Here is a 16,391-nt window from a genome sequence, read left to right on the forward strand (position 1 = left end):
GCTGCGGTCAAAGCACCCGCGACAGAAACCGCTGCAGGCGTTCGGTCTGCGGACTGTCGAATATCTGCTCCGGGGGCCCGGATTCCACGACCTTGCCGTGGTCCATGAAGACGACTGTGTCCGACGCCGACCGGGCGAAACCCATTTCGTGCGTGACGACGAGCATTGTCATACCGCCGCCGCCGAGGTCTGCGATCAGTTGCAGAACTCCCTTGACCATCTCCGGATCTAGCGCCGAGGTCGCCTCGTCGAAGAACATCACCTGCGGCGACATTGCGAGCGCGCGCGCGATCGCGACCCGTTGCTGTTGGCCGCCGGACAGCGTGCCGGGTCGGGCACCGGCCTTGTGTTTCAGGCCAACTCGGTCCAGTTGAGCGAGCGCGAGCTCGCGCGCTTCGTCAGCTGGCAGCCGCCGCAGCTTCCGCGGCGCCATGGCCACGTTCTTGAGCACGCTGAGGTGCGGAAAGAGGTTGAAATTCTGGAAGACCATGCCGATGCGCTGGCGAAGCTCGGCGGGATTGTCACGCAACACCGATCGGCCGTCCAGCAGGATGTCGCCGCTGTCCGGCTCATTGAGTCGATTCAGGGTGCGCAGGAGCGTCGACTTACCGGAACCCGACGGCCCGATGATTGCGACGGTGGTGCCCGCAGGCACCTCGAGGTCGACCCCGCGCAGGACCTTGTTACCGCCCAGAGTTTGGTGAATGTCGGTGGCAGCCAGCGAAACTGGAGCGCGCCCGGCGGGGCCAGCCGTCACGTGATCTCCTGACCGAAGGTGTGGGCCAGCATGTCGGTGGGCTCAGTGGTGCCGGGGCCGCGGCGAAGTCGGGCGTCGATGTAGTTCACGAAATGCGTTAACGGGATAGTCAATATCAGATAGAACAGGCCGGCGGCGACCAACGGCGACAGGCTGCCGGTCTGCGCGTTGAGGTCGCGGCCCACCTGAAACAGCTCCCGCTGGTCGGCGATCAATCCGAGGAAGTAGACCAACGCGGACGCCTTCAACAGCCCGATGAACTGGTTGACCAGTGCCGGAAGGACCCGCCGAATTCCCTGCGGCACCACGACGAGCCGCATCGCGGCAGGATAACTGAAGCCGAGCGCGCGAGCGGCTTCCAGCTGCCCGGGGTCCACGCTTTGTATCCCGGCACGCAGGATCTCACCGATGTAGGCCGCCGCCATCAATCCGAGGGCGGCTATCCCGAGCGGGTAGGGGTTCTTGTTGGTCAGCCCACCCACCAGCGGCCCCACGCCCATCCCGATGATCAAGATGATCACCACCTCGGGCAGACCGCGGAAGATGTCGGTGTAGATCCGCGCCGGCCAGCGCACCCACCGCGAGTGCGAAATCCCGGCGATGGCAAGGATCATCCCCAGCACCAAGCCGATGACGATGGCGCAGTTCGTCAAGATCAACGTGTTGGGCAGCCCGGTGGTCAACAGGATGGGGATCGCCTGTCGATACATGTTCCAGTCGAAGAAGGAGTCCCGCAACTGCGCCAGCGTGGACTTCGGCGCCGGCGGGCCGGCCGGCTTTCGGTGCTGGCTCGCGACGATCGCGGCGAAGTCCGGCAGGTTCGGCGCCGGGACGGCCTTGGAGCCGGGTTTCCATCCGGGCGGCAGTGTCCGTGGCACCCATTCCGAATACAAGTTGGCCCATGTTCCGTCGGCGATGACGGCGTCGAGCCCCGAGTTCAGCGCATCGACCAGGGGTTGGTTGTCGGGAGCGACCGCGTAGGCAACGAAAGTGCCCTTGCTGAAGGTATTGGCGACGACCGTCGCGGGGTCGCCCGGGCGGATCACGGTGGAGGCGAGGGTTCCGGGCGCCACCCAGGCATCGATCTGGCGGGTCTTGAGGTTGGCGTACAAGGTCGCGAAGCCCGGGTACTTCACGGGCTGCAGGTGCAGGGTATCGACGACGTAGGACTCCTCGACGGTTCCCTGCACCACGCCGATCCGCTGGCCGGCGGCCAGGTCGCTGAACTTGTGGATCGCTGAGCCGGGCGGCACCACGAGCGAGTAGAAGCCGAAGTCGTAGCCGTTGGTGAACGCGACGGTGCGGCGGCGCTTGTCGGTCGCCTTCACCGACGCCGAGCCCACGTCGAAGCGCCGGGACGCCACCTGGGCGAGCAACGCGGAGAAGTCCGTGCTCACGAAGCGGACTTGGAGGCCAAGCTTGCTGGCGATGGCCCGCAGCAGCTGGTTGTCGAAGCCGCTGAATTCGCCGGTGGGATTGATGCAGATGTCGGGCGGGGCATCCGACAGCGTCCCAACGGTCAAGACACCGCGTGTGCCGAGGCCGAGCGTGTCGACGTTGACCGCACTGAGTGGCTCGACGGTCGCGGTGGTGTGCTCGTCCTCGCCGCCCGCCGCACCACCTTCGGTCAGATCCTTGGGCAGGACAACCGCGCTGTCCAACCCGCCCGGCGCGCACTGGTTCATGTCGGCGGCCACCGGTGCGGCCAACATGCCGCCCACCATGAGGATGGTCGCGACCAGTCCCAGTAGTCTGCCGCGGCGCTCGGGGCGCCGGCCCGCGCGAAAGTCCATTGGTGCCACCGTATCGACCGACCGGCGGCTTGGCCCGGCGAGAGCCTGCTACAGCGCCAGTGACGGCTCGGCGCGCACCACCTCGGCCTCGGTGAGCGCCTCCAGCGGGTCGGCAGCGACGCGGCTCACGTCGTCGGGCGCGGTGAACACCCGGCGCCGAAACAGCTCGGCGAGCATGGTCTGGGCCATCAAGTAGGAGCGTCCGACGCATGCGCTCCGCGCGGCATCCGGATCATGCCGGTGGATCGCGGCCGTCTCGTCCTCGTAGAACGGCAGTATGTCGTGGCGGCTGCCCTGATAGGTCATCCAGAACACCCGGGGGATCAGGTTCTGCGAGGCGCGGATCAAGGCGTGCAGCCGCGGTCCCGCATACTCCTCGTTGAGTGTGCGCCGGTATTCAGCGGCGGCCTCGGAGAAGGTCCGGGCATCCTTCGCGCCTCGCAGCGTCCGCATGAGCGCATCGAGCTGGCCCAGGATCCGAGGGGTCGGGCCGGTCGCGGCGCGCGCCGACGCGATGCCGTTGAGCATGCCGTCCAGCTCGTGATGCTCGAGGACGGTGGCCTCGTCGAAGCGCTCGACGAACGCGCCACGGTGGTAGCGCGTGGACACGATGCCGTCGTGCTCGAGCTGGACCAGTGCCTCCTGGATCGGGACGCGGCTGACTCCCAGACCAACCGCGATCTCGTTGCGGTCGACGCGGTCGCCGCTCCGCAGCTTCCCGGTCAGCACCAGATTGAGGATGTGCGAAACTACCAGGTCCTTCTCTTTGACCCCGTATTTCTTCGGCATCTGTGTTCTCAAGTCTCTTCCCACCAGCTTGGGCCAGCTGGCGCTGAGAAGTTAATCATGACTTGGCGCGCGCTTAAAGGTGTTTGGCCGATGAAGCCGCGGTGAACGCGGCCCGCCGGCCTACCGGCTATCGCGCCACTTGCACAGCGTTTCCGCGGCGGTCAGGTCGTAGCCGGGGCCGTCGCACGCGACGGTCAGCAGGGTGACGCCGACGTCGACGAGGGCCTGAGCGTTGGGGACCAGCCCGCCGCCGTCCTGTACCGCGGCAGAGTGTTCGATGGCGGCCGGGTCGCGGCCGACGTCGGAGCAGTGCCGTTGCAGGACCTCCGCCTTGGCCGGGTACTCGTCGGCTGACGCGAAGCTGTGCCAGATGTCGGCGTGCTCGGCGACCAGCCGCAGCGTCTTGCGTTCCCCGCCGCCACCGATCAGTACCGGGATGTCGCGGGTCGGCGGGGGATTGAGCTTGGCCAGTCGAGACTCGATCCGGGGCAGCGCGGCCGCGAGGTCATCGAGGCGGCTACCGGCGGTCCCGAAGTCGTAGCCGTACTCGTCGTAGTCCTTCTGCTTCCAGCCCGACCCGATGCCCAGCACGAGCCGGCCGCCCGAGATGTGGTCGACGGTGCGGGCCATGTCGGCGAGCAGTTCGGGGTTGCGATAGGAGTTGCAGGTCACCAGGGCGCCGATCTCGATGCGCGACGTCTGTTCGGCCCAGGCCGCGAGCAACGTCCAGCACTCGAAGTGGGCCCCGTCGGGATCGCCGTAGAGCGGGAAGAAGTGGTCCCAGTTGAAGGCGATGTCCACGCCGATGTCCTCGCAGCGGCGGACAGCATCTCGGATCTGCCGGTACTCGGGTGCGTGCTGGGGCTGCAGCTGCACTCCGATGCGGACGGGCCGGGCGGGAAGGTCTGAGTTCATACGACCACCGTAAGCTCAGCGCGCGTCAAGCACCTCGCGCAGCAGGCCGATCAGCGCCCTCGGCTGGTCGCTCTGCACGGAGTGCCCCGCGCCATCGACAATTTGGGCTCGCCGGAAATGCCTTGCGCGCCTGCTGAGTTCGGCAGCATCCTCGTCGGTGACGAACCCGGACTTGCCACCGCGCACCAGGGTGACGGGTGCCGACAGCGCGTCGACGTCGGCCCAGAGGCCGGTGAAGTCGGGGAAGGTGCGGATGGCGTCGTAGCGCCAGGTCCAGCTGCCGTTGTCCAGCCGGCGCGAGTTGTGAAACACCCCGCGACGCAGCGCCTTGACCTCGCGGTGGGGCGCTGCGGCGACGGTCAGGTCCAGCATCGCCTGGAAGCTTTCGAATTCACGCTCGCCGTGCATCAACGCGACGGTGCCCTGCTGTTCCTTGGTCATCTCCGAGTGCCGTTGCAGTGCCGAAGGCGTGACGTCGATGAGGACGAGTTCGTTCACCAGTTCGGGCGCCGCCGCTCCCAGGCTGATGGCGGTCAGCCCGCCCAGCGACATGCCGACCACGAGCTCGGCGCCGGGCGCGTGTTCGCGCAGCGCGGGCAACACCGCCTCGGCGTTGAGCCTGGGCGAATAGTCGCCGTCCTCGCGCCACGCCGAATGGCCATGCCCGGGCAGGTCGATGGCCAGGGCGGGCTCGCCGAGGCCGACGATCACGGTGTCCCAGGTGTGGGCGTTCTGGCCGCCGCCGTGCAGGAAGACGATCCGCGGGGGAGTGACGCCCCAGCGCAGCGCGCTGATGCGGCCCTCGCCCGCGCCGGCCTCGACCCGCTCCACGTTCGGCAGCGGCCCCGTAAACCCGGCCTGTTCGGCGTTCTCGGCCAGCAGCGAGAACTCGGATAATCCGGTCAGTTCGTCTTCGGATATCTCGGTCACGAGCTCTGACCCTACGAACTGGTCCCGGCCCGGGGAAGAGGCCCGTCCGGTTTCGAGACGCGCAGACACAAATGTGCGGTGAGATCGCACCCGGCGACCCCACCGCACATTCGGTGAAGGCGGAACTACCCCTCGATGATGAACTCTTCCAGCTGAGCGCGCGCGACGTCGTCGGGCAGCTGCTGCGGCGGGCTCTTCATCAGGTAGGCCGACGCCGGGATCACCGGGCCGCCGATGCCGCGGTCCTTGGCGATCTTGGCCGCGCGGACCGCGTCGATGATGACGCCCGCCGAGTTCGGCGAGTCCCACACCTCGAGCTTGTATTCCAGGTTGAGCGGCACGTCGCCGAAGGCGCGGCCCTCCAGGCGCACGTACGCCCACTTGCGGTCATCGAGCCAGCCCACGTGATCGGACGGACCGATGTGGACGTCCTTGGTTTTGAACTCACGCTGCAAGTTGCTCGTGACGGCTTGGGTCTTGGAGATCTTCTTGGACTCCAGCCGCTCGCGCTCGAGCATGTTGAGGAAGTCCATGTTGCCACCCACGTTGAGCTGCATGGTGCGGTCGAGCTGCACGCCGCGGTCCTCGAACAGCTTGGCCATCACCCGGTGGGTGATCGTCGCGCCGACCTGGCTCTTGATGTCGTCACCGACGATCGGCACGCCCGCGTCGGCGAACTTCTTGGCCCACACCGGGTCCGACGCGATGAACACGGGCAGCGCGTTGACGAACGCGACGCCGGCGTCGATGGCGCACTGGGCGTAGAACTTGTCGGCCTCTTCTGAACCGACAGGAAGATAGGACACCAACACGTCGACCTTGGCATCCTTGAGCACCTTGACCACGTCGACGGCCTCGGCGTCGGACACCTCGATCGTGTCGGCGTAGTACTTGCCGATGCCATCGAGGGTCGGGCCGCGCTGCACCACCACGTCGGTCGGCGGCACGTCGGCGATCTTGATGGTGTTGTTCTCCGACGCAAAGATCGCCTCCGAAAGGTCGAAGCCGACCTTCTTGGCGTCCACGTCGAAGGCGGCCACGAACTTCACGTCGCGCACGTGGTACTGGCCGAACTTCACGTGCATCAGCCCGGGCACGGTGCTGTTCGGGTCCGCGTCCTGGTAATACTGCACGCCCTGAACCAGCGATGACGCGCAGTTCCCGACGCCGACGATGGCGACTCGAACCTCCGTCTGCGCCTCTTCCGCCTTCGGCGGCTGCTGCTCACTCATAGGGCGTTCTCCTAACTCCATAACCTCTGGTCCCCGGTTTCGGGCTGTCGATCGTTCTGTGCTGGTGTTTGGTGCCTATTCGGAGAGGCCGGGCATGGCCCGCTCCGCGGCGATGAGTTCGTTGAGCCACTTGACTTCACGCTCACTGGACTCGAGCCCGAGCTGATGCAGCTGTCGGGTGTAGCGGTCGAAAGAACTGCTGGCCCGCGCCACCGCCTCGCGCAGGCCCTCACGGCGCTCCTCGACCTGACGGCGGCGACCTTCCAGGATCCGCATCCGCGCCTCCGCCGGAGTCCGGTTGAAGAACGCGAGGTGCACCCCGAAGCCGTCGTCGGTGTAGTTGTGCGGACCGGTGTCGGCCACCAACTCGGTGAAGCGTCTCCGACCCTCGTCGGTGAGCTGGTAGACCCGACGTGCCCGACGGACCGGCGTGCCGGCGGGGGCCGCGTTCTCGGCGATCAGACCGTCCGCCTGCATCCGGCGCAGGGCCGGGTACAGCGAACCGTACGAGAACGCCCGGAACGCCCCCAGCAGGCCGGTCAGCCGCTTACGCAGCTCGTAGCCATGCATCGGCGACTCGATGAGGAGTCCCAGGATGGCGAGCTCGAGCATCGACTCACCTCCTCTTCATGGCTGTTACGACGGTCCGACGCCTCGCGCAATCGTATCGTTTCGATATATTCGCCACAACACTACCGCGCGTTGGTGCGACATTAGTCACCGCTTTGCCTGCGATTCAACCCGAGATCAGGGCAGGTTGACGCGCTTGATCGTGCCGTCACCTGCGAAGACGATGAATCCACCGCCGTAGTCGCTGGAGACGTACACCGACAGAGACAGCGAGCCCGGTGCGGTCGGGTCCGTCGCCGGTTCGATGACGAGGTAGGTGGTCTTCACGTCGGACGGCTTCATGTGCAGCGTCTCGGGGGAGCCGCGCATGATCCCGACCGTCGCGGTGATGTCGAACTTGCTCAGGTCGACGGGCACCGGCCCGTCCGCGGAGCTCTTCGCGGAGCTGGTGGGGTCGCCCCACCCGCCCCGGTAGTCGTAGGCCAGCACGCGCCGGTCGTCGGAGGGGTCGGGGCGGTCGAGCACGGCGTACGTCGGATAGACCACCAGCCGGTAACCGACGGTGTCGCCGAATCTCTTGCGTGTTTGCTCCATCAGGCCAGTGAGCCCGCCCACCGAGTGCAACTCCGTGGGCGGGGTCAGCACCACCGGTCCCACCCCGTCGGGTTTGGCGCCGGGATCGGTCGTGAAGTCCAGCGGCGACTTGGTGTTGCCGTACAGCCCCCAGCCGATCCCCATGCCCAGCAGCACGGACGCCACGAAGGCGATCGCCAGGAGCGCCCAACCGTTGGGGGTGGCGAGCCGCCGCGCCCGCGTGACGGGTGGCGGCTGCAGCACGGCACTCCCGGATTGCAGGTCCGACACCAAGGCCCGCAGGTCGCCGAGGGTGACGGCGCTGGTGGCCGTGCTGACACGCTGTTGATGCTCTGCCATCGACAGCTCGCCGTCGTTGAGGGCGTCGTCGAGGACCTTGCAGGTCTCTTGCCGGTCGCTGTCTTTGGCGCGGGTCGACGATGTCGCCTCACCGGTGAGCGGTGTCCCGAGCACTTTCGCCACGCGATGATCGTAGAAGTCAGCCGGCGTTCAGCACAGTCGCTGGCGGCGCGGCCGGTGACAGCCTTGGTTGCGTATCAGCGCCGCGGATGGCGACGTACTCTGGTCATCGTGCGACTGCAGCGACAGGTGGTGGACTACGCGCTTCGGCGCCGTTCCCTGCTGGCCGAGGTTTATTCGGGCCGCACCGGTGTGTCCGAGGTGTGTGACGCGAACCCGTACCTGCTGCGCGCGGCGAAGTTCCACGGCAAGACGAGCAAGGTGATGTGCCCGATCTGCCGCAAGGAACAACTCACGCTGGTTTCGTGGGTCTTCGGCGAGCACCTGGGCCCGGTTTCGGGCTCGGCGCGGACCGCAGAAGAGTTGGTTTTACTGGCCACCCGTTTCGATGAGTTTGCCGTCCACGTCGTGGAGGTTTGCCGGACCTGCAGCTGGAACCACTTGGTCAAGTCGTATGTCCTCGGCGCGGTGCGTCCCCCGAAGGGCACGCGACGGCGAACGGCGCGCAACGGCGCCCGCACGGCCATTGAGTAGCGAAGGGCGCCACGACCAGTCGCCGGGTGACCCGCATACGTCAGCGACTGAGCGGGTGGGCAAGCACGAGGCTTTTGAGGGCACAGCCGGTCGGAGCGTGCCGCCGGTACGCGGCCATCGGCGTGGGGTACCCCCGGACGACCGGTTGACCACGGTCCTGCCGCCCGTCGTCGACGATCGGTCGCCGCGGCGGTCCGACCCCATCGACGACGTCCGAGCCGCGCTGGGGGGAACTTCGACGGGCCCGGTGCAACGGGACGCGATCGAGGAGGTCAAGGCCGCGCTGGACGGGCGGGCGACGACCTCGCCACGGCGCGACCACCTGTTCTCCGGTGACCAACCGCCACCGGGGCCCCGGCGGCCGGCCCAGCCGGGACACCGAGTTGCCGGCCGCGGCCCCGACTGGAATTGGACGCAGCAGATCAACTGGCTGTGGGTGCGCCGAGCGGCCTACCTGACCGCCGCGATGCTGGTGCTGCTCCCACTCGTCACCTTCGGGATGGCGTACTTCATCGTCGACGTGCCCAAGCCGGGCAACATCCGGACCAACCAGGTGTCCACGATCCTGGCCAGTGACGGCTCCGAGATCGCCAAAATCATCCCTCCCGAGGGCAATCGGGTCGACGTAAATCTCAGCCAGGTGCCGGTGCACGTCCGCCAGGCGGTGATCGCCGCCGAGGACCGTAACTTCTACACCAACCCGGGCTTCTCGTTCACCGGCTTTGCCCGCGCGGTGAACAACGACCTCTTCGGCGGCGGAGACCTGCAGGGCGGTTCGACGATCACCCAGCAGTACGTGAAGAACGCGCTCGTCGGTTCCGCGCAGCACGGGGTAAGCGGCCTCGTGCGCAAGGCCAAGGAACTCGTGATCGCCACCAAGATGTCGGGGGAGTGGTCGAAAGACGATGTGCTGCAGGCCTACCTGAACATCATCTATTTCGGTCGGGGCGCCTACGGGATCTCCGCCGCCGCCAAGGCCTATTTCGACAAACCGGTCGACCAGCTCACCGTGTCCGAGGGAGCGCTGCTGGCGGCCCTGATCCGTCGGCCGTCCTCGCTGGACCCCGCGGTTGATCCCAAGGGCGCCGCGGCCCGCTGGAACTGGGTCCTCGACGGCATGGTGGAAACCAAAGCGTTGTCACCGAGTGATCGCGCCGCCCAGGTGTTTCCGGCGACGGTGCCGCCCGACGTGGCACGCGAGCAGAACCAGACCAGCGGTCCCAACGGGCTGATTGAACGCCAGGTGACCAAAGAACTCATGGAGCTGTTCAACATCGATGAGCAGACGTTGAACACCCAAGGCCTGCAGGTCACCACGACGATCGACCCGAAAGCGCAGCAGGCCGCGGAGAAGGCGGTGTCGAAGTACCTCGACGGGCAGGACCCGGACATGCGCGCCGCCGTGGTCTCGATCGACCCGCACAACGGTGACATTCGCGCCTACTACGGCGGCTCGGACGCCAACGGTTTCGACTTCGCGCAGGCCGGGCTGCAGACGGGCTCGTCGTTCAAGGTGTTCGCGCTGGTGGCCGCCCTCGAGCAAGGGATCGGCCTGGGGTATCAGGTCGACAGCTCGCCGCTGACGGTCGACGGCATCAAGATCACCAACGTCGACGGTGAGAGTTGCGGGACGTGCAACATCGCCCAGGCGCTCAAGCAATCGTTGAACACCTCGTACTACCGGCTGATGCTCAAGCTCAAGGGCGGCGCGCAGGCGGTCGCGGACGCGGCGCACCAGGCCGGCATCGCCACCAGCTTCCCCGGCGTCGAGCACACGCTGTCCGAGGACGGCAAGGGCGGCCCACCCAACAACGGTGTGGTGCTGGGTCAGTACGAGACCCGGCCGATCGACATGGCGTCGGCCTACGCCACGCTGGCGGACTCCGGGGTCTATCACCGGCCGCATTTCGTGCAGAAGGTGGTCAACTCCGAGGGACAGGTCCTGTTCGACGCCGGCAGTAGGGACAACGCGGGCGAGCAGCGCATCGACAAGGCCGTCGCCGACAACGTCACCGCGGCCATGGAGCCCATCGCGAGCTATTCGCGCGGACACAGCCTGGCCGGCGGCCGGCCGTCGGCGGCCAAGACGGGCATCACGCAGTTTGGGGACACCACCTCCGACAAGGACGCCTGGATGGTGGGCTACACGCCGTCGTTGTCGACGGCGGTGTGGGTCGGCACGGTCAAGGGCGACAAGCCGCTGGTAACCGCCTCGGGCGCGCCGGTTTACGGTTCCGGGCTGCCGTCGGACATCTGGAAGGCGACGATGGACGGCGCGCTGAAGGGCACCTCCAACGAGTCTTTCCCCAAGCCGACCGAGATCGGTGGCTACGCGGGCGTGCCGGCGGCGCCGCCGCCTCCGCCGCCATCGGAGACGGTCATTCAGCCAACGGTCGAGATCGCCCCCGGCATCACGATTCCGGTGGGTCCCCCCACGACGATTCCCGCCGGGCCGCCGCCACCCGGTGGGCCGGGCGGTCCGCCTGGTGGCGGCGTCCCGCCGGGCGGTCCGCAAGCCCCGCCGCCGGGCCAGCCGCCGCCGTGACGGGCGCCCAACCGCAAAGCGCCATAGGCACCGAACCCCGCAGCGCCACCATTTCGCCGCAGCCGCTGGCCGCGGACCTGCGCAGCGTCGGCAATCGCGATTGTCCCAGCCGCACCGACGTTCTGGGGTCCGCGCTCGCGGAGGTCATCGGCGGACCGGTGGGCCGGCACGCGCTGATCGGGCGTGGCCGGCTCATGACGCCGGTGCGTGCGATGTTCGTGATGGCGCTGGTGTTCTTGGCTCTGGGCTGGTCGACCAAGGCCGCATGCCTGCAGAGCACCGGCACCGGGACCGGTGATCAGCGGGTCGCTAATTGGGACAACCAGCGCGCCTATTACGAGCTGTGCTATTCGGACACGGTGCCGCTCTACGGCGCGGAGCTGTTGAGCCAGGGCAAGTTTCCGTACAAATCCAGCTGGATAGAGACCGACGGAAGCGGTGCCCCGCAGACGCAATACAACGGCAAGCCTGCGGTGCGCTATATGGAGTATCCGGTGCTCACGGGCGTCTATCAGTACGTATCGATGGCGGTGGCCAAGAGCTACACCGCGCTGAGCAAGCTGGCTCCGGTGCCGGTGGTCGCCGAGGTCGTGATGTTCTTCGATGTCGCGGCGTTCGGGCTGGCGCTGGCCTGGCTGGCCACCGTCTGGGCCACGGCGGGGCTGGCGGGGCGCCGGGTATGGGATGCGGCGTTGGTGGCCGCGTCGCCGCTGGTGATTTTTCAGATCTTCACCAACTTCGACGCGCTGGCAACGGGTTTCGCGATGGCCGGCCTGCTGGCGTGGGCGCGGCGTAGGCCGGTGTTGGCCGGTGTCCTGATCGGGCTGGGCGCCGCCGCCAAGCTGTATCCCTTGCTGTTCTTGGGTCCGATGTTGGTGCTCGGCATTCGCACCCGCCGCCTCGGCGCGCTTGCCCGCACCGCCGGGGCGGCCGCGGTGACCTGGTTGGCGGTGAATCTGCCGGTGCTGCTGCTCTTTCCGCGGGGGTGGTCCGAGTTCTTCCGGCTCAACACGCGACGCGGCGATGACATGGATTCGGTGTACAACGTCGTGAAGTCGTTCACGGGCTGGCGCGGCTTCGACCCGAAGCTGGGTTTCTGGCAGCCGCCCGTGGTGCTGAACGCGGTGGTGGCCGTGTTGTTCCTGGTGTGTTGCGCGGCAATCACCTACGTCGCGCTCACTGCTCCGCAACGGCCGCGGGTGGCGCAGCTGTTGTTCCTCGTGGTGGCGGCCTTCCTGCTGACCAACAAGGTGTGGAGCCCGCAGTTCTCGTTGTGGCTGGTGCCGCTGGCGGTGCTGGCCCTGCCGCATCGCCGAGTGCTCTTGGCGTGGATGACCATTGACGCCCTGGTGTGGGTGCCGCGGATGTATTACCTCTACGGGAATCCGAACCGCTCCCTGCCCGACCAATTCTTCACCACGACCGTGTTGCTGCGTGACATCGCGGTGGTCGCGCTGTGCGCGCTGGTGGTACGGCAGATCTATCGCCCCGAGGAGGACCTGGTGCGCTGGGCCGGCCGGGTGGACGATCCGACCGGCGGCCCGTTCGATCGGGCGCCCGACGCCCCCCTGAACTGGCTGCCGGGCTGGCTGCGCCCGGCCACTGCCCGTGCGCCGGAGGTCGACGCTGCGGGCGAGCAGCAACCGCGGTCCGACTCCAGGCGGGCCACTCAGCACGTCGGCTCGGCATAACGCGGCTTTCCGAATCGGGGACCGCGGAACGCTTCGCCGCGGCTGTGAGACCGCCGTCACGGGCTGACGCTCATGCGATCGTGTGGCGGCGATTCACAACCGAAATTCGTCGTTCGGTAACCGGCCCTTCCCTTGTGCTGCACCGGAGGACAGAACCATCGGGACGTCCGGCGTATCCGACCCGGGCCAGAAGGAGCGTCTCAATGATCCGTGCCCCCCGATGTTCGTCCGGCTTCGCCGGGGTCGCGGTGCTGGCCGCGGTGGCCCTGGCCGCGTGTGGACAAAGTGCGGATGCCAGCCGCTCGAACGGCGGCGGCTTCGGCGGCCGCAACCCGGACGAGCTGGTGTTCGCCGCGGTCCCGTCGGAAAACGCGCAGAGCTTGCAGCAGGCCTACCAGCCGCTCGTCACGTTGCTGCAGCGGCAAACCGGTAAGAAGGTTCGGTTCCAGAGCGCCACCAGCTACTCGTCGGTCATCGAGGCGGAGCGCACCGACAAGGTGGACATCGCGCAATACGGCCCGTTCTCGCTTGTCACCGCGCAGAACAGCGGAGTCAAAGTCACCCCGGTCGCCGCCGAAACCACGGTGAAGGGCGCCCCACCCGGCTATCACTCCTATGGCATCACCCGCCCGGGATCTGGGATCAACAGCATCGCCGACTTCAGGGGGAAGAAGGTCTGTTTCGTCGATCCGGACTCGACGTCCGGCTTCTTGTACCCATCGGCAGCGTTGATCAATGCGGGTATCGATCCGAACAGAGACGTCACGCAGGTGATCGCCGGTGGCCACGACGCGTCGGCGCTGTCCGTTCTCAACGGTCAGTGCGACGCCGGCTTCGCTCAGGAGAGCATGATCGATACGACGCTGCCCGGGAAGGGCCAGCTCAAGCCGGGTCAGCTGAACGTGGTGTGGAAGTCGGATCTGATCCCCGGGTCGCCGATCGGGGTCAGCGACGACCTCGCCCCCGACCTCAAGACCAAGCTCGCCAACGCGTTCGCGATGGCCAACCTCGACTACCTGAACTTGAGCGGCATCTGCACGCCGGCGTGTACACACGTCGGAGAGGTCAACGGTTGGGGTTATGCGAAGGTGGACAACTCGTTCTACGACAGTGTTCGCACCGTGTGCCGCACCACCCGCGCCAAGCAGTGTGCGGGGCAGCCGTGAAGACGGACGTGGCGGTTCGCTTCCACGAAGTCACCAAGCAATTCGGTTCCGGGCTGCGGGCGCTTGACGGCGTCTCGTTGACTGTCGCGACCGGCGAGATCACGGTGCTACTGGGTCCGTCCGGCTCAGGCAAGTCCACCCTGCTGCGCCATGTCGACGGCCTGCAGCGGCCCACGTCCGGCACGGTCACGGTGTTGGGGACGGATGTGGGGCGGGCGGGCGGTGCCGAAATGCGCCGCCTGCGGCGCCGGGTCGGATTCGTCTTCCAGCAGTTTCATCTGGTCGGCCGGCTCACTGTGCTGGAGAACGTCTGCACCGGCGCCCTCGGCCGACTGCGCTGGCCCCGGCTCGGATTGCCCAGCTATCCCAGGGACGTTCGGCGTGAGGCCCTGACCCAGCTGGACCGGGTTGGCCTGGCGGAATGCGCCTTTCAGCGCGCCGACACCTTGTCGGGCGGCCAGCAGCAGCGTGTCGCCGTGGCAAGGGCGTTGATGCAGCACCCGCATATCCTCCTCGCCGACGAGCCGGTGGCTTCGCTGGACCCCGAATCGGCGGCGCAGGTGATGCAGCTGATCCGCGACATCAGCTCCGAGCAGCGCCTCACCGTCCTGTGCAGCCTGCATCAGGTTGGGCTGGCACTGGATTGGGGTGACCGGGTGGTCGGGCTGCGCGCCGGCCGGCTGGTGCTCGACGTCGCGGTGGCGGGCCTCGACCACGACGACGTGATGTCGCTGTACACGAAGGTGGATGCCGGGCCGGTGCTGGCCGCGGGCATTTCTGCGTGAGCGCCTCCATCGCGACTGCAGACACGGCCGGCACGCTGGCCGCTCCGCGGATCGGCAACACGGCCGCCTGGCTGGTTGTCGCAGCCCTGACCGCGCTGGGCTGCCGGGCGATCGTCGACCTGCGAATCAACATCGCGACCTTCGTCGACAGTGGCCGCAACGCGGTGGACTTCGCCGGGCGCATGCTGCCGCTGGACTTTCCGCCCGCCGCCGAACTGCTGGAACTCGCCGCACAGACACTGGCCATCGTCGTGTCGGCAACGGTGCTGTCGGTGGTCATCAGTGCGCCTCTGGCAATCCTCGCCGCCGCCAACACCGCCCCCGCACCCGGCGCCCGATACGGTGCCCGCACGGTGATCGTCGTGGTCCGCGCCATCCCCGACGTGGTGATGGCCATTGTCTTCATGCGCATCTTCGGGCTCGGCGCGATGACCGGCGTGCTGGCGATGGGCCTGCACTCGGTGGGTATGGTCGGCAAGCTCTACGCGGACGCGATCGAACAGATCGACGAGGGGCCCCGTTCGGCGATTCGCGCCACCGGCGCGGGCTGGGGCCAGCAATTAATCTCCGGTGTTCTGCCCCAGGTGCTGCCGGCCTTCGTGGCGACCGCATTGCACCGCCTGGACATCAATCTGCGGATCTCGGTACTGCTGGGTTTCGTCGGAGTCAACGGCCTGGGATTTGCGATCGCCACCGCATTCAAGCAGCTGGACTACCGGCGCGGAATGGCGTTGGCTGCAGTCGTTCTCGTGTTGTGCATCCTGGTGGAGCTGCTGTCCGGGACAATCCGGCGGGCGTTGCTGCGCGACACCGGCGAGAAGGCCGGCGCGCCGCTGCGGACCGGCGACCGGATCAGCCCGCCATGGACGCGTCGACGGTTGTGCCGTACCGGGTACGCCGCACTGACCGCGCTTGTCGTGCTGATGTCGGCGTGGGGGGCAGATCTCGACCCGGTCCACTTTGTGAGTTCGCTGCGGGGCGTCGGCCGCAACGCCGGCCTGTTCTGGCCGCCCGACACCGCGGGCATGTTCGGACAGCTGCTGGGTGATTTGTGGCTGACGGTGAAGATCGCGCTGGGTGCCACCGTGATCGGCGCCGTGCTGGCACTGCCCGTCGGGTGCCTGGCGGCGCATAATGTGGCGCCCAATCCCCTTGTCGGCAAAGCATTCCGAATGTTCGTCGTGCTGATCCGGGGGATCCCGGAGCTGGTGTTGGCGGTGGTCTTCGTGGTGATCACGGGCCTGGGTGCGGTAGCGGGCACGTTGGCGCTCAGCGTGGGCGCGATCGGGTTGCTCGGCAAACTGATCGCGGATTCGCTCGAGGAGATCGACCCGGGCCCCGAGCAGGCCATCCGGGCGACCGGCGCCGGCCGCTGGCAGGTGTTCTTCACCGGCACGCTGCCGCAAGCCGCGCCGAGCTTCGTCGGGCACCTGCTCTACCAGCTGGACGTGAACATTCGATCGGCCACCCTGCTGGGCGTTGTGGGCGCCGGCGGTATCGGTTTCGACCTGCTCAGTGGCGCACAGATCCTCGAATTCGGCTTGGTCACAACGATATTGATCATGGTGTTTGCGACCGTTCTGGTCGTGGAAGCGCTGGCGTTGTGGCTGCGTCACCAGCTGAGCTGAGCC

14 protein-coding genes are annotated in these 16,391 nt (G+C 67.4%); 6 read left to right on the forward strand and 8 right to left on the reverse strand.

All coding sequences use genetic code 11. The features are described from left to right. Positions 1 to 7: 7 nt before the first annotated feature. The 8 genes from G6N56_RS16975 to G6N56_RS17010 form a co-directional block, all read right to left on the reverse strand. Positions 8 to 757, reverse strand: a complete 750-nt coding sequence (locus G6N56_RS16975; protein WP_085257457.1) for an amino acid ABC transporter ATP-binding protein — start codon at positions 755 to 757, stop codon at positions 8 to 10. After that, complete coding sequence (locus G6N56_RS16980) at positions 754 to 2,550, reverse strand: ABC transporter substrate-binding protein/permease (RefSeq protein ID WP_085257458.1); 1,797 nt, start codon at positions 2,548 to 2,550, stop codon at positions 754 to 756. The genes G6N56_RS16975 and G6N56_RS16980 overlap by 4 nt, the downstream gene beginning before the upstream one ends. Before the next feature lie 48 nt (positions 2,551 to 2,598). Continuing rightward, positions 2,599 to 3,339 (reverse strand): GntR family transcriptional regulator, encoded by a 741-nt coding sequence (locus tag G6N56_RS16985; protein ID WP_085257459.1) that lies wholly within the window; start codon positions 3,337 to 3,339, stop codon positions 2,599 to 2,601. Between the two features lie 120 nt (positions 3,340 to 3,459). Beyond that, on the reverse strand, positions 3,460 to 4,254 hold the full coding sequence (locus tag G6N56_RS16990; protein ID WP_085257460.1) for an LLM class F420-dependent oxidoreductase: 795 nt from the start codon (positions 4,252 to 4,254) through the stop codon (positions 3,460 to 3,462). A 15-nt stretch (positions 4,255 to 4,269) separates the two neighbouring features. Continuing rightward, a complete protein-coding gene (locus tag G6N56_RS16995) occupies positions 4,270 to 5,184 on the reverse strand; it encodes an alpha/beta fold hydrolase (protein WP_085257461.1) in 915 nt (304 codons plus the stop codon). Between the two features lie 125 nt (positions 5,185 to 5,309). Next, entirely contained in the window at positions 5,310 to 6,416 is a 1,107-nt protein-coding gene (locus G6N56_RS17000; protein WP_085257462.1) for an inositol-3-phosphate synthase, read from the reverse strand. A 75-nt stretch (positions 6,417 to 6,491) separates the two neighbouring features. Further along, on the reverse strand, positions 6,492 to 7,028 hold the full coding sequence (locus G6N56_RS17005) for a PadR family transcriptional regulator (protein WP_085257463.1): 537 nt from the start codon (positions 7,026 to 7,028) through the stop codon (positions 6,492 to 6,494). Between the two features lie 135 nt (positions 7,029 to 7,163). Then, on the reverse strand, positions 7,164 to 8,042 hold the full coding sequence (locus G6N56_RS17010) for a DUF1707 SHOCT-like domain-containing protein (RefSeq protein ID WP_085257464.1): 879 nt from the start codon (positions 8,040 to 8,042) through the stop codon (positions 7,164 to 7,166). 108 nt (positions 8,043 to 8,150) lie between these two features. Here G6N56_RS17010 and G6N56_RS17015 point away from each other — a divergent pair, with 108 nt between their 5' ends. The 6 genes from G6N56_RS17015 to phnE all read left to right on the forward strand — a co-directional run bounded on the left by G6N56_RS17015 (position 8,151) and on the right by phnE (position 16,388). Then, complete coding sequence (locus G6N56_RS17015) at positions 8,151 to 8,573, forward strand: DUF5318 domain-containing protein (protein WP_085257480.1); 423 nt, start codon at positions 8,151 to 8,153, stop codon at positions 8,571 to 8,573. Positions 8,574 to 8,670: 97 nt separating this feature from the next. Continuing rightward, entirely contained in the window at positions 8,671 to 11,118 is a 2,448-nt protein-coding gene (locus tag G6N56_RS17020; RefSeq protein WP_232069078.1) for a transglycosylase domain-containing protein, read from the forward strand. A 23-nt stretch (positions 11,119 to 11,141) separates the two neighbouring features. Then, positions 11,142 to 12,809 carry a glycosyltransferase family 87 protein gene (locus G6N56_RS17025; RefSeq protein ID WP_085257479.1) on the forward strand — a complete coding sequence of 556 codons (1,668 nt, stop codon included), beginning with the start codon at positions 11,142 to 11,144 and terminating at the stop codon, positions 12,807 to 12,809. 203 nt (positions 12,810 to 13,012) lie between these two features. Further along, positions 13,013 to 13,975 (forward strand): phosphate/phosphite/phosphonate ABC transporter substrate-binding protein, encoded by a 963-nt coding sequence (locus G6N56_RS17030; RefSeq protein ID WP_142280757.1) that lies wholly within the window; start codon positions 13,013 to 13,015, stop codon positions 13,973 to 13,975. Further along, on the forward strand, positions 13,972 to 14,760 hold the full coding sequence (phnC, locus tag G6N56_RS17035) for a phosphonate ABC transporter ATP-binding protein (RefSeq protein ID WP_085257482.1): 789 nt from the start codon (positions 13,972 to 13,974) through the stop codon (positions 14,758 to 14,760). The genes G6N56_RS17030 and phnC overlap by 4 nt, the downstream gene beginning before the upstream one ends. Beyond that, positions 14,757 to 16,388 (forward strand): phosphonate ABC transporter, permease protein PhnE, encoded by a 1,632-nt coding sequence (gene phnE, locus G6N56_RS17040; RefSeq protein WP_085257466.1) that lies wholly within the window; start codon positions 14,757 to 14,759, stop codon positions 16,386 to 16,388. Before phnC ends, phnE begins: the two co-directional genes overlap by 4 nt. Positions 16,389 to 16,391 lie beyond the last annotated feature (3 nt).

Origin of the sequence: Mycobacterium saskatchewanense (genome assembly GCF_010729105.1) — a bacterium.
Taxonomy (GTDB): domain Bacteria; phylum Actinomycetota; class Actinomycetes; order Mycobacteriales; family Mycobacteriaceae; genus Mycobacterium; species Mycobacterium saskatchewanense.